General features: G+C 56.5%; 14 protein-coding genes. 7 read left to right on the forward strand and 7 right to left on the reverse strand.

Going from position 1 to position 13666, the window contains the following annotated elements; all coding sequences use genetic code 11:
• Nucleotides 1-47: 47 nt before the first annotated feature.
• The 3 genes from HMPREF0201_RS13550 to HMPREF0201_RS13560 form a co-directional block, all read right to left on the reverse strand.
• Nucleotides 48-461, reverse strand: coding sequence for a GlcG/HbpS family heme-binding protein (locus HMPREF0201_RS13550; RefSeq protein WP_016537282.1), 414 nt, complete (start codon nucleotides 459-461; stop codon nucleotides 48-50).
• A 12-nt stretch (nucleotides 462-473) separates the two neighbouring features.
• Nucleotides 474-1697: an MFS transporter gene (locus tag HMPREF0201_RS13555; RefSeq protein WP_016537283.1), complete on the reverse strand. Its 1224-nt coding sequence runs from the start codon at nucleotides 1695-1697 to the stop codon at nucleotides 474-476.
• Between the two features lie 83 nt (nucleotides 1698-1780).
• Nucleotides 1781-2773: an aldo/keto reductase gene (locus HMPREF0201_RS13560; RefSeq protein ID WP_016537285.1), complete on the reverse strand. Its 993-nt coding sequence runs from the start codon at nucleotides 2771-2773 to the stop codon at nucleotides 1781-1783.
• A gap of 71 nt (nucleotides 2774-2844) precedes the next feature.
• On the opposite strand from HMPREF0201_RS13560, the gene HMPREF0201_RS13565 reads away from it, so the two are divergent.
• Nucleotides 2845-3774: a LysR family transcriptional regulator gene (locus HMPREF0201_RS13565; RefSeq protein ID WP_115586347.1), complete on the forward strand. Its 930-nt coding sequence runs from the start codon at nucleotides 2845-2847 to the stop codon at nucleotides 3772-3774.
• Nucleotides 3775-3974: 200 nt separating this feature from the next.
• Nucleotides 3975-4268: a hypothetical protein gene (locus HMPREF0201_RS13570; protein WP_209420413.1), complete on the forward strand. Its 294-nt coding sequence runs from the start codon at nucleotides 3975-3977 to the stop codon at nucleotides 4266-4268.
• Nucleotides 4269-4311: 43 nt separating this feature from the next.
• On the opposite strand, the gene HMPREF0201_RS13575 is transcribed toward HMPREF0201_RS13570, so the two are convergent.
• Nucleotides 4312-4785, reverse strand: coding sequence for a YehS family protein (locus HMPREF0201_RS13575; RefSeq protein WP_016537289.1), 474 nt, complete (start codon nucleotides 4783-4785; stop codon nucleotides 4312-4314).
• A gap of 171 nt (nucleotides 4786-4956) precedes the next feature.
• Between HMPREF0201_RS13575 and HMPREF0201_RS13580 the strand changes: the two genes are divergently transcribed.
• A complete protein-coding gene (locus tag HMPREF0201_RS13580; protein WP_016537290.1) occupies nucleotides 4957-5385 on the forward strand; it encodes a GNAT family N-acetyltransferase in 429 nt (142 codons plus the stop codon).
• Between the two features lie 49 nt (nucleotides 5386-5434).
• Here the strand turns inward: HMPREF0201_RS13580 and apbC are convergent, their stop codons facing one another.
• On the reverse strand, nucleotides 5435-6547 hold the full coding sequence (apbC, locus tag HMPREF0201_RS13585) for an iron-sulfur cluster carrier protein ApbC (RefSeq protein ID WP_016537291.1): 1113 nt from the start codon (nucleotides 6545-6547) through the stop codon (nucleotides 5435-5437).
• 162 nt (nucleotides 6548-6709) lie between these two features.
• On the opposite strand from apbC, the gene metG reads away from it, so the two are divergent.
• Complete coding sequence (metG, locus tag HMPREF0201_RS13590) at nucleotides 6710-8743, forward strand: methionine--tRNA ligase (RefSeq protein WP_016537292.1); 2034 nt, start codon at nucleotides 6710-6712, stop codon at nucleotides 8741-8743.
• A 35-nt stretch (nucleotides 8744-8778) separates the two neighbouring features.
• On the opposite strand, the gene HMPREF0201_RS13595 is transcribed toward metG, so the two are convergent.
• Nucleotides 8779-10011 (reverse strand): MFS transporter, encoded by a 1233-nt coding sequence (locus HMPREF0201_RS13595; RefSeq protein ID WP_016537293.1) that lies wholly within the window; start codon nucleotides 10009-10011, stop codon nucleotides 8779-8781.
• 193 nt (nucleotides 10012-10204) lie between these two features.
• On the opposite strand from HMPREF0201_RS13595, the gene HMPREF0201_RS13600 reads away from it, so the two are divergent.
• The 3 genes from HMPREF0201_RS13600 to deoR all read left to right on the forward strand — a co-directional run bounded on the left by HMPREF0201_RS13600 (nucleotide 10205) and on the right by deoR (nucleotide 12370).
• Entirely contained in the window at nucleotides 10205-10927 is a 723-nt protein-coding gene (locus HMPREF0201_RS13600) for a phosphatase PAP2 family protein (protein WP_016537294.1), read from the forward strand.
• On the forward strand, nucleotides 10924-11532 hold the full coding sequence (gene ybjG, locus HMPREF0201_RS13605; protein WP_016537295.1) for an undecaprenyl-diphosphate phosphatase: 609 nt from the start codon (nucleotides 10924-10926) through the stop codon (nucleotides 11530-11532). The genes HMPREF0201_RS13600 and ybjG overlap by 4 nt, the downstream gene beginning before the upstream one ends.
• A gap of 73 nt (nucleotides 11533-11605) precedes the next feature.
• Complete coding sequence (gene deoR, locus HMPREF0201_RS13610; RefSeq protein WP_016537296.1) at nucleotides 11606-12370, forward strand: DNA-binding transcriptional repressor DeoR; 765 nt, start codon at nucleotides 11606-11608, stop codon at nucleotides 12368-12370.
• A 3-nt stretch (nucleotides 12371-12373) separates the two neighbouring features.
• On the opposite strand, the gene dacC is transcribed toward deoR, so the two are convergent.
• Nucleotides 12374-13564: a serine-type D-Ala-D-Ala carboxypeptidase gene (dacC, locus tag HMPREF0201_RS13615; RefSeq protein WP_115586386.1), complete on the reverse strand. Its 1191-nt coding sequence runs from the start codon at nucleotides 13562-13564 to the stop codon at nucleotides 12374-12376.
• Nucleotides 13565-13666 lie beyond the last annotated feature (102 nt).

Raw genomic sequence — 13666 nt, forward strand, 5'->3', positions numbered from 1 at the left:
CAGTAAAATCGGCAAAGGAGACTCACCCCGCTCTTTTGCCGGTTTTTTTATGCCGGAGCGCCCATCACCGCTTCAACCGTAAGAGCGGCAATCTGCCCGTCCTGCTCTTTAGTTGCCCCGGAAATACCGAGCGCGCCAATCACTACGCCTTGAGCATTGCGCAGCGGAACGCCGCCGTCTATCCCCACCAGCCCGCCGTTACTGTTTTCCAGCGAATAAGCCGGTCCGTTGGGGTGCAAATTAGCCCCAACATCGCCGCTGTTTGCCTGAAATAGCACCGCAGTTCGCGCTTTTTGCATCGCAATATCGATGGTTGCCAGGAAAGTCCCGTCCATGCGGGCAAACGCGGTCAGGTGGCCGCCAGCGTCCAGCACCACCGCCGACACGGGCGGCAAATCATGGGATTTCACCACGGTTTTAACGCCGTCGAGAAGCGCTTCTGCGAGAGTAAGAGTTAACATCACGGGGAAACCTTAATGGGTTAAAGGAGCCTGTTTTTTGGCGTCAATAACCGCCCAGGTGTGGATAATCAGGCCGAAGACCGCCAGAATCGCGCCAACCCAGCCGGTAGACTGCCAGCCAAAGCCCGCAGAAATGGTCACCCCGCCGAGCCATGCGCCGAGCGCGTTTGCAATATTGAACGCAGAATGGTTCATCGCCGCCGCCATGGTTTGCGCATCTCCCGCCACGTCCATCAGGCGAATTTGCAGCACAGAAGAGAGCGAAACCATAGTGCCGACCAGCATCACGGTTACCGCCCCAAGCCACGGATAATGCGAGGTATAGACGTAGGCGCTGAGCACCAGAATGGCCCATATCAGCAGCAGGCGAACGGTTTTCTCCAGCCCTCTGTCCGCCAGGCGGCCGCCTACGATATTACCGACGATCATCCCGAGGCCAAACATTGAGAGAATAACCGGGATCATGCCCACGGACTGATGAGCCAGCTCCAGCATGGTTGGCTTAACGTAGCTGAATACCGAGAACATACCGCCGCTGCCGATGGCCCCGATAGCCAGCGTCAACAACACCTGTTTGCGGGTAAGCGCCGTCAGTTCCCGCAGCGGACTGGCGTCTTTGTCGCCTTCACTCCACGGCACCCAGGCGCGAACCAGAATAAGCGTCAGCACTGCAAGCCCGCCGACGATGGCGAACGCGCTGCGCCAGCCAAACAGCTGCCCGATAGCGGCAACCGCGGGCACGCCCAGCAGGTTGGCAATCGTCAGGCCGAGCAACACCATCGACACCGCCTGGGCGCGTTTCGCCCGGTCAACCAGACTTGCCGCCAGCAGCGCGGCAACGCCGAAGAAGGTGCCATGCGGGAAACCGGCGAGAAAACGCGCCAGCATCATCGAGTAATAACCCGGCGCAAAGGCGCTCAGCAGGTTGCCGACGGCAAACATCGCCATCAGGACAATCAGAAAATCACGGCGCGCCATGCGTGCGCCGAGCACGGCCAGCAGAGGTGCACCAATAACCACGCCGAGCGCATAAATGCTAATCAGGTGACCGGCTGACGGAATAGAAACGTGCAGCCCGTTGGCAGCATCGGGCAATAAGCCCATGATGACGAATTCGCCGGTGCCGATAGCAAAGCCGCCCATACCAAGGGCGAACAGCGCTTTCAGCAGCCCGGCACGCGACAGAGAGGATGACCCCGCTTCCGCGCTTACGGTCTGTTCATTGAGTGATGACATAGCGTTTTTTACTTATGCAGGTGAACAAAAAAATGCGCCTCAGGCAGCGGTCTGCATGAGGCGCGGGACTCTTTTACGCCAGGTTATGCGCGGTGCGGTGGTGCCATAAATTCGGCGCCAAGCGGCTCCGGGATATGCTTATTCAGGATAGCGTCGATATCGCGCATGTCGTCAGCGCTAAGCTGCCAGCCATACACTTCCTCAACACCTTCAAGCTGCTGAGGGCGGCGTGCGCCCCACAGTGCAATAGTTGGGCCGGAGTCCAGCACCCAGCGCAGCGCCAGGGCCATGACGCTTTTGCCGTAGCGCTGGTGAGCAAAGGCTTTCAGCTCTTCAACCGCAGCCAGATACTGCCCAAAGCGCGGCGGCTGGAACTTAGGATCGAAGCTTCGCAGGTCGCCTTCGCCAAAGGTGGTTTGCGGATCCATACGCCCGGACAGCAGGCCGCGGCAGATAGCGCCGTAAGCCAACACCACCAGTTGATGATATTTCGCATAGGGCAGCAGTTCGGTTTCGGTTGCGCCACGTTCGAACAGGTTAAGCGGCGGCTGAAGCGTTGCCAGCGGGGCCACGCTGCGGAACTTATCCATCTGAGCCGGAGAATAGTTGCTGACGCCAAGCGCCAGGAACTTGCCTTCGCGGTGCAGGTCTTCAAGCGTACGGGCGGTTTCTTCTATCGCCACCAGCTTATCCGGCCAGTGAACCTGGTACAGGTCGATATAGTCGGTTTGCAGGCGGCGCAGCGAGTCTTCTATTTCCTTGCGGATGCGTTCCGGGGTGGAATTACGGGTAACGCGCCCGGCATCGTCCCAGTCCAGCGCCACTTTGGTGGCAATAATTGCCCCGTCACGACGGCCCAGCAGAGCCTTGCCCACCACCTCTTCAGAATGGCCAAAACCATAAACCGGGGCGGTATCAATCAGGTTAATGCCTCGCTCAAGCGCGGCGTGCAGTGTGGCAATCGACTCGTCGTCGTTGCTCCCGCCCCACATGCTGCCGCCAATTGCCCAGGTGCCCAGCCCGACACGGCTGACCGGTTTAGAAATGCCTGCGATGTGAATCGTTTCGACTGCCATTATTGACTCCCGTCTGTTCTGTGAATCTATAATAACTCATGTCAGGTTGAATTAATTTCAACGAACCCTTGATGATTGAGGCCACTTTTATGCCGGTTCCGGTACGCGGCGAGCTCGCCGATCTGAACGTTTTTCTCGCTATCTGCCGCCGCAAAAGCTTTCGCCTGGCGGCCGCTGAACTGGGGGTTTCCACCTCGGCGCTGAGCCATACCATGCGCGGGCTGGAGGAGCGCCTTGGCGTCCGCCTCCTCAACCGCACCAGCCGCTCGGTAGTGCCCACCGACGCCGGAGAGGCGCTGCTGGGCCACCTGGAAACCGGCTTTTCCCATATCCGCATGGCGCTGGACGAGCTGGATCATTACCGCGAATCCCCCGTCGGCCGGCTGCGCATTAACATCCCGCGCGACGCGGCTCAGCTGCTGTTCACTCCGGTGCTGGCGCGATTCATGACCATGTACCCGCGGCTCCAGCTGGAAATCACCGTCGACAATACGCTGGTAGACATTATCGGCAGCGGTTATGACGCGGGCATTCGCTACGGCGAAAGCGTTCCCCGGGACATGATTGCCATGCCGGTGACGCGCAAGCTGAAATGGATTGTCGTCGCCTCGCCCGGCTATCTGAAGAATAGCGCTCACCTGCCCTTATCACATCCCAACGATCTGCTGGCGCACCAGTGCATCCGCATGCGGCTCGGCAACGGAACGCTTTATAAATGGGAGCTGAATCATGCGGGAGAGGCGCTGGCGCTGGATGTGCCCGGCTCGCTTATCCTCAACGAGAGCGAGATGATTATTGATACTGCCTTAAACGGCTTCGGGCTTGCCTACTGCCTGGACGTGCGCGTGCGCCCGCTGCTGGAGAGCGGCCAGTTGGTGCAGGTTATCCCGGAATGGGTGTGCGAAGACGAACCGATGGTGATGTATTACCCCAGCCGCAGGCAGCTGCATCCGGGTTTGAGAAAGTTAATTGAGATGATGCGCGAAGTTACGCTGTACTGACCGGGATAACATCAGAGGTATATCCTTCTGCACCGAGCGCGACTCCTGAAACATGTGAATATTTCATCTGGCGGGTACGACCCGTTTGATTTCGATCAACGCGAAAAGCCCCCGTAAGCGCAAGATGCAGCGGCGGAAATAATAGATATCTTATTATCCCGTAACGAAACAAATAATCTAACAGGGTCGATGAGTGAATGATGAGTAAGCTGAAATTACTGGTGCTGGCGCTGGGTCTGGCCAGCGGTATGGCAAACGCCGCGCTGCCGCTGTTTAACGGGCACGGTGCGCCGGGCGATGTGCATATCGACAACGGCGGGCCGGTATACCTTAACGATAAAGAGATGGTTTTGAAGAAGGTGAACGATAACTTCTATGAAGCGCGGGGCCAGGGCGTGATTCTGTCTATCGCTATCATGCCGGACGGGACGGCCTCGGTGAGCTGGAACGGCAAACGCCGGGCGAACGGGATGATTGCGCCAGTTCAAAAATAACCACGCTTTCAGGCGGGTGAGTTTGCCTCACCCGCTGCACCGTTTATTCCGCTTTAGCCGGCTTAACGCGCTGGGTCAGGCCACGCAGGAAGTAGCGCAGGAACTGATCGCCACATTCGCGATAGTTTTTATGATCCGGGTTACGCATCATCGCGGTGATTTCCGGCATAGAAATGCGGAACTCCTGGGCAGTCAGGATCTCGAGCACGTCGTCGGACTTCAGCTCAAAAGCGATACGCAGTTTTTTCAGGATGATGTTATTGGTCATCCGGCGTTCGATCTTCGGCTCCGGCTTGCTCTCATCTTTGCCGCGTTTGAAATAGATAAGCCCGTTGAGAAAGTTTGCCATGATAAGATCCGGGCAGGCCTTAAAGCCTTCTTCGTCCTCTTTCTTCAGCCACGGAACGATTTGTTCCGCGGGGACGTCGGTGCCGGTCAGGGCAAGGATCTTAACGATTCCATCGTTATTCAGGTTCAGCATATAGCGAACGCTTAGCAATACGTCATTATTCAACATGGGGCAATCTCAGGGTCTAAAAACGGGCAGTATATAGATAAGCGAGCCCATTGTAATAAAAACCGAGCGTATTTACCCGCCAGAGCCTAAATTAGTGGCTATTTATTGGAAGCCTGATGGCGTAAAGTCAGGCTCAGGCTGATAAACATTTTCACGCTAAAAGGTAGACATTTGATCCTAAGACTCTGGCAAGAATCCGACCGCCCTTTCTTACGCACCCTTTACCTCCATTCCCGCCGCGAAGCCTGGCCCTGGCTCGATAGCAGCAGCTGGCACCTCGAAGATTTTGATAGCGTGACTCAGGATGAAAAAATCTGGGTAGCCGAAGATGATGGGCATCGCATCGGCTTTGCTTCGGTATGGGAGCCGGATAACTTTTTACATAACCTGTTTGTTAGCCCGGACTACCACGGTAAGGGCGCGGGCAAGGCGTTATTGCAGAAAGTACAAAGTGAATTCACCAGCACCGGCTCGCTGAAATGCCTGGTGAAAAACCAGCATGCCGCCGAGTTTTATCAGCGTAACGGCTGGCATATTGAAGCCACCGGGGACAGCCCGGACGGCGAGTATTATTTAATGCATTTTGTGTTGGGCCGCTGATGCTAAACCTCCCCCTTAGCGGGAGAGGTTTATAGCGAAGTCCGCCGTATTATACCGCTCTGAAAGCGATTTCAGCCGGGATAACTTCCCCATTCCAGTAAAGCTGAGCCGCAACGCTCCCCGCCAGCTCGCGGTAAAGTGTGGTGATATCGCTTTCCGGGCGGTTAACCACCGTTGGTTTACCGGCGTCCAGGTCTTCACGCAGCGAAATATGCAGCGGCAGCTGACCCAGCAGGGTTGTGTGGTATTGCTGCGCCAGTTTCTCCGCGCCGCCGGTGCCGAAAATAGGCTCGTGGTGGCCGCAGTTGCTGCAAATGTGGATACTCATGTTCTCGACGATGCCGACCACGGGCACTTCGACCTTCTCAAACATCACAATGCCTTTGCGGGCGTCGATAAGCGCGATGTCCTGCGGCGTGGTGACCACCATCGCGCCGGTTACCGGGATATTTTGCGCCAGCGTCAGCTGAATATCGCCTGTGCCGGGCGGCATATCGATAACCAGATAATCCAGGTCCGGCCACAGGGTTTCCTGCAGCATCTGCATTAACGCTTTGCTCGCCATCGGCCCGCGCCACACCATGGCATTTTCGTCGGTCACCAGGTAGCCAATGGAGTTGGTTGTCAGCCCATGAGCGACAATCGGTGCCATATGTTTGCCGTCCGGCGAGGTTGGGCGCTCGTGCTCCGCGCCCAGCATGTTCGGAATAGACGGGCCATAAATATCGGCATCCAGAATGCCCACTTTCGCCCCTTCGGCAGCCAGCGCCAGCGCCATATTGACCGCCGTGGTGGACTTACCTACCCCGCCTTTGCCGGAGCTGACGGCGATAATGTTTTTCACGCCGTTCACGCCGGGCTGGTTTTTCACCCGCTTAAGGGTGGCAATCTGGTGGGTCAGCTTCCAGTCCACCGCCTTCGCGCCGGTGATGCGCAGCAGATCCGAACTGCAACTCTCTTTTAGCGCTTCAAACCCGCTTAACCAGGCAAACGGCATTTGCAGTTCAACGTGCAGCGTGTCGTCCAGCATCGCAACGTGGTGCAGCGCTTTCAGGGCGGTGAGATTGTGTTTCAGGGTAGGGTGCTGAAAATTTGCCAGGGTCCCGGCGACCATCGCGCGTAGCTGTTCCGGGGACTTGCTGGACGGGGATTGAGAGTTCATCCCGGCTCCTTATGTTTTTATCGGACATTGCAGTGTGCTAAGCATACCAGAAAGGCGAACAGCTATTCATATCCGGTTATTGCGGGCTTTGGGGTTACTAATCAATTGCCAATCCGGTAATATCAAAACCCCTTTTTTAAATCAGAAGATGCAATTCCCACTATGGCTCAAACCGCGAAGAAAATATTGGTAACGTGCGCCCTGCCGTACGCAAACGGCTCAATCCACCTCGGTCACATGCTGGAGCATATTCAGGCTGATGTCTGGGTCCGTTACCAACGAATGCGCGGCAACGAGGTCAACTTCATCTGCGCCGATGACGCTCACGGCACGCCTATCATGCTGAAAGCTCAGCAGTTGGGCATTACCCCGGAACAGATGATTGCCGAAATGAGCCAGGAGCATCAGACCGATTTTGCCGGCTTCAACATCAGCTATGACAACTATCACTCCACCCACAGCGACGAAAACCGCGAGCTGTCGGAGCTGATCTACGGCCGCCTGAAAGAAAACGGTTTTATCAAGAACCGCACCATCTCTCAGCTTTACGATCCGGAAAAAGGCATGTTCCTGCCGGACCGGTTCGTAAAAGGCACCTGCCCGAAATGCAAAGCGCCGGACCAGTACGGCGATAACTGCGAAGTCTGTGGCTCAACCTACAGCCCAACCGAGCTTATCGACCCTAAATCCGTGGTCTCCGGGGCAACGCCCGAGATGCGTGACTCCGAGCACTTCTTCTTTGACTTGCCTTCCTTCAGCGAAATGCTGCAAGCGTGGACCCGCAGCGGCGCGCTGCAGGAGCAGGTTGCGAACAAAATGCAGGAGTGGTTCGAGTCCGGCCTTCAGCAGTGGGACATCTCCCGCGATGCGCCTTACTTCGGCTTTGAAATTCCAAACGCGCCGGGTAAATATTTCTACGTCTGGCTGGATGCGCCAATCGGCTACATGGGCTCCTTCAAGAACCTGTGCGACAAGCGCGGCGACACCACCAGCTTTGAAGAATACTGGAAGAAAGATTCCTCTACCGAGCTGTATCACTTCATCGGCAAAGACATCGTTTACTTCCACAGCCTGTTCTGGCCAGCCATGCTGGAAGGCAGCAACTTCCGCAAGCCGACCAACCTGTTTGTGCACGGCTATGTGACGGTAAACGGCGCGAAGATGTCCAAATCTCGCGGCACCTTTATCAAGGCCAGCACCTGGCTTAAGCATTTTGATGCCGACAGCCTGCGCTACTACTACACCGCCAAGCTCTCCTCACGCATCGACGATATCGACCTTAACCTGGAAGACTTCGTACAGCGCGTGAACAGCGACATCGTGAACAAAGTGGTTAACCTGGCCTCCCGTAACGCTGGCTTTATCGCCAAGCGCTTTGACGGCCAGCTGGCGGCGGAAATTGCCGATGCCGACCTGTACAAAACCTTTACCGACGCGGCAGCAAGCATCGGTGAAGCGTGGGACAGCCGCGAGTTTGGCCGTGCGGTCCGCGAAATCATGGCGCTGGCCGATATCGCTAACCGCTATGTAGATGAGCAGGCTCCGTGGGTGGTGGCAAAACAGGAAGGCCGCGATGCCGACCTGCAGGCCATCTGCTCCATGGGCATTAACCTGTTCCGCGTGCTGATGACTTACCTGAAGCCGGTGCTGCCAACCCTGACCGAGCGAGCTGAAGCTTTCCTTAACGCCGAGCTGAGCTGGGACAGCATTCAGGAGCCGCTGCTGAATCACAAAGTGAACAGCTTCAAGGCGCTGTATAACCGTATTGAGATGAAGCAGGTGGAAGCCCTGGTAGAAGCGTCTAAAGAAGAAGTTAAGGCGCTGTCTGCTCCGGTCACCGGCCCGCTGGCCGACGATCCGATTCAGGAAACCATCACCTTCGACGATTTCGCCAAAGTCGATATGCGTATTGCGCTGATCGAAAAAGCAGAATTTGTGGAAGGCTCTGACAAGCTGCTGCGCCTGACGCTGGATTTAGGCGGCGAGAAGCGCAACGTGTTCTCCGGTATTCGCTCCGCATACCCGGACCCGGCGAAGCTGGAAGGCCGTTTAACCGTAATGGTGGCGAACCTTGCGCCGCGTAAAATGCGCTTTGGTATTTCCGAAGGCATGGTGATGGCCGCAGGCCCTGGCGGGAAAGACATCTTCCTGCTCAGCCCGGACAGCGGTGCTCAGCCTGGTATGGCGGTTAAATAAAAACAAAACCCCGGATATCCGGGGTTTTTCTTTTGTCAGGCGTCTCTGGCCTGCCCTACCGTTTTGTCCTTCAGGAACAAGAACATCAGCCCCAGCCACACTAACCCACCCAGCAAGTTAAACAGGCTGAACAGCCCGTTGCCGCCAAATTGATAAGCGTGCTTGCTCAGCTCAATACCCACGGTAAAGATCAGCATTTGCAGCATCCCCATCGCCGCAGACACCGTGCCTTTACTCATGTCGCTGGCGAACAGCGTCAGGCGGACCAGGCCGGCGTTTGCAAGGCCAATCCCGAATGCATACAGGCTCAGACCGGCGGTCATCCACAAATAAGCGTGGGATGAAACCACCGTCGCCACGGCGGCCACAATCAGACCAGGCACAATCCACCAGCCGCCCATAATAATCAGGCTGCGGACGCTGCGGCGTGCGGTCAGTTTTGCCAGCACCAGGTTACCGAGGATCAGTGCGCCAAAAATCGGCACCTGCAACAGGCCATATTCGTAGCTGCTGAGGTTTTCGCCGCTAATGATGATAACCGGCGACTGGGCAATCCACGCCAGCAGCGGCAGGCTTACGAAGCCGGTAGCCAGCGCGCCCGCCACAAAGCGGACGTTCTTCAGCACCAGCTTGTAATCACGGCCAAGCTCGGGCAAAGAGAGCTTTTCGCCGAGGCGGGTCGCAGTTTCAGGCATCGCTTTGTGCAGGCCAAAGAAGGAAACAGCGGCCAGCACGGCAAACAGCACAAACATCGTTTCCCACGGCGCAACGTGGATCCAGGCAGCCCCTACCAGCGGGCCGAGCAGCGGCGCTATCAGCGCTACGTTTGCCATCAGGGCGGTGATTTTAATGCACACCGCCTCTTCAAACGATTCCTGAATTGCGGCGTACCCCACCGCGCCAATAAAGCAAAGGCTGATGCCCTGCAGGAAGCGCAGGAAAGTAAATTGCTCAATATTTTGTGCCAGCAGCGTCGCCAGGCAGGTGACGATAAACCACACCACGCCGGTCAGCATTACCGGACGGCGGCCGATACGGTCGGACAGCGGCCCCAGCAACCATTGCAGGAACATGCCGCCCGCCAGATAGGCGGTCATCGAGGTCGGCACCCATTCAATACCGGCCTGGTATTGATCCACCACGGCCAGCATTCCCGGCTGGATCATATCGTTGGCGATATAAGTTGAGAATTCGTAGAGCACCAGGCAGAGCGGAAACAGCAACGCCTGACGGCCTAACGATTTGTTAGCTATCGTATTATTTTGCATTAGGAACTCAGAAGATAAAAAAACGCGCAGAGTGTATTCAATTGCCCGCGCGGATAACAGTTTGTTGCAGATGAAAAGCACGGGTTGTAAAAGCGCGCATATGATAACCCAATTGTATTAAGGATTTCTTAATCTGTGATGAATATTCTCTCCTCATCATTTTCCTACCCGCGCAGCACTCGCCGTTTACATAATGCAAAGTTTTCCTAAACCAACGGTAAATAAGACAAAACTGCTTTACCGACTGCCGCCACGCTTCTATCTTTTCCAGCTTTTCATCCTGATAATGCTGGCTATCATTTTTAGCTGGCTTGCCAGAGATGAAGGGCTGGATCGCTGGATAACCGGGTACTGGTTTGATGCCGCCACCCGGCAGTTCCCGCTACAGAACAACCGGCTGCTGGATTTGCTGAACCACCGCCTGTTAAAGGATTTGGTGATAGTCGGGGGAGCGCTGTCCCTGATGTGGGGCCTCTGGCGCCGCCAGCCACGGCTGGTGGTCGTGGCGCTCTTAATCGGCCTCGGGGCGTTAACCGTCGGCATCCTGAAGGATTTTAGCCACCACTCCTGCCCGTGGAGCCTGGCCGAATACGGCGGTAATGCCGTTTCTTATCCGCTGTTTGGCGCCGTTCCGGCAGGCAGCGGGCCGGGGAGATGTTTTCCCGGCGGCCACGCGTCCAGCGGCTTCGGGGTGATGGCATTGTTCTTTTTGTTTTATCGCGAACGCCCGCGCCTGGCGTGGTTTTGCCTGTTTGCCAGTGTCTTTCTCGGCATAATGATGGGCTACGGCCAGGTGATGCGCGGCGCGCACTTTTTCAGCCACAACCTGTGGGCGGGTTGGTGGGTATGGTTAACCCAGGTGGCGATTTATGGCCTGCTGTCCACCTGGCTTGTAAAGGAACAGGAAACGTTATGATGGAAAGTCTCAACCAGAATCTGTTTTTGCTGATTAACGCCACTCCGGCCTCTCCGGAATGGATAATCAAGCTGGCTATTTTCTTCGCCAAAGACCTGATAAGCATCGTCCCGCTGCTGATAGCCATTCTCTGGCTTTGGGGGCAGCGTAAGCAAATGACCGCCCAGCGCCAGGTGGTTATCAAGACGGCGATGGCGCTGATTATCAGCGTGATCCTCTCGTGGGTCATTGGGCAACTGTTCCCGCACGATCGCCCGTTTGTTACCGGGCTGGGCTATAACTTCCTGCATCATGCGCCGGACGACTCCTTCCCGAGCGACCACGGCACGGTGATTTTCACCTTCGCGCTGGCCTTCCTGTGCTGGCACCGCGTCTGGTCCGGTATTTTGCTGTTTGTTATCGGCTGCGCGATTGCATGGTCCCGCGTGTATCTCGGCGTCCACTGGCCGCTGGATATGCTGGGCGGCCTGCTGGTCGGCATGAGCGCCTGCCTGCTGTCGCAGCTGGTCTGGAACCTGCGCGGGCCGCAAATCCACCGACGCCTGCACCTGATCTACCGTTTTTGCTTTGCGCTGCCTATCCGTAAAGGTTGGGTGCGTGACTAAGCCTCTTGCGGCAGGTAAAATACGTTAACTAAAGCCCTGCCTTAGCGGGGCTTTTTAATGTTCAGAGGCCGCTATGGAAACCCGCCGTGACGAGCGCATTAACCGCCTGGTACAGGCGCTAAAGCGCAGCGATAAAATGCATCTTAAAGAAGCGGCACAGCTGCTTGGTGTGTCGGAAATGACCATCCGCCGCGACCTGAACAGCGAGCCGGGCCAGGTCGTGCTGCTTGGCGGCTATGTGGTGCTTGAGCCAAGAAGCGCGGGTGCCAGCCATTACCTGTTAAGCGACCAGAAAACACGCCAGATTGATGAGAAACGCCACGCCGCGCAGCTTGCTGCCCGCCACGTTGTTGCTCACCAGACGGTGTTCTTCGACTGCGGCACCACCACGCCCTATATCATCGATGCGCTGGACGACGAGCTGGTCTTCACCGGCGTTTGTTACTCGCTGAACACTTTTCTAGCCTTGCAGGACAAACCTAACTGCCGGGTGATTTTAAGCGGCGGTGAGTTTCACGCCAGTAATGCGATTTTTAAGCCGATAAACTTTCAGGAATGCCTCGGCAATATCTGCCCGGATATCGCGTTTCTTTCCGCGGCAGGGGTTCACCTTCGCCACGGCGCGACCTGTTTTAATCTCGATGAATTACCGGTTAAACACTGGGCGCTGAGCATGGCTCAGCAGAGCATTCTGGTGGTGGATGATACCAAGTTTGGCAAGGTGCGCGCCGCCTGCATGGGACCGCTGACGGCGTTTGATACAATAATCAGCAATCAGCCTCCCGCCGCAGAGTTTGTGGACTACGCCGCGGCGGAAAGCATTACTCTGGAGTGGTAAGCCTTACGAGAACCAGCTGCCGAACCAGCTGTGGAATTTCATCAGCACAAAGTCCCACATGCGGCTGAAGAAGCCGCCCTCTTCTACCGGCTGCATCACCATCAGCGGGCGCTGCTCGATAGATTTGCCGTTCAGCTGGAAGTCGATAGTGCCGACAACCTGCCCCTGCTTCAGCGGAGCGGTAAGCTGCGGCTGATTCAGCGTAAAGCTGGCTTTCAGGTTTTTAAGCTGGCCGCGAGGAATAGTGACCGAGCCGCCCTCGCCCGCACCAAGATTCACTTCGCTCTTATCACCGAACCACACGCGCTGGGTCACAAAAGTGGCATCCGGCTTAATCGGGGTTACGGTTTCATAGAAGCGGAAGCCCCACGTCAGCAGCTTTTCGCTTTCGTTAAAGCGGATGCGGTCGGTTTTAGCCCCGAGCACCACGGAGATAAGGCGCATATCCCCGGAAGTTGCAGAGGCGACCAGGTTGTAGCCCGCCCCTTCGGTGGTGCCGGTTTTCATGCCGTCCACGTTCAGGTTAGAGCTCCACAGCAGGCGGTTGCGGTTCGGCTGCTTGATGTTATTAAAGGTGAACTCTTTCTCTTTATGTACCGCATATTCGTCCGGCACATCATGAATCAGCGCCTGCCCAAGCAGCGCCATGTCGCGCGCGGTGCTGAACTGGCCAGGCGCATCGAGGCCGTGCACGGTTTTGAAGGTGGTATTGGTGAGCTTCAGCTTTTGCGCGTAGTTGTTCATCAGGCTGACGAACGAGTCCTGGCTACCCGCCACGTAATCGGCAATGGCGATGCTGGCATCGTTGCCGGACTGAATAATCACGCCTTTGTTTAAATCCTCAACCGAGACTTTATCGCCCGGCTTCAGGAACATCAGCGACGAGCCGCGCAGCACCGGGTTGCCGGTAGCCCAGGCATCTTTGCCGATGGTCACCATATCCGTGAGGTGAATTTTGCCGGCCTTGAGCGCCTGTCCCACCACGTAGCTGGTCATCAGTTTGGTCAGGCTTGCCGGATCCAGCTGCGAGTCAGCATTCCCTTCGGCCAGCACTTTCCCGCTGGCGTAGTCCATCAAAATCCAGGCTTTGGCGTCTACCTGGGGAGCATCTGCGGTCTGCTCAGCGCTCAGCGCAGGAGCCGCCACCAACAGCAGGGTCGTTCCCGCCGCTAAAGCACGTAACGTTGCAGGCATTTGCAAGCTCTTCATAAAACCACCTGAGTATCCATTCTTAAAAATCACGGCGCGCGCCGCCACCCATATGTCAGGATGTGAGTAATAACGCACGAATCCACT

The sequence above is a fragment of the Cedecea davisae DSM 4568 genome (assembly GCF_000412335.2).
In the GTDB taxonomy this organism is placed as follows: Bacteria; Pseudomonadota; Gammaproteobacteria; order Enterobacterales; family Enterobacteriaceae; genus Cedecea; species Cedecea davisae.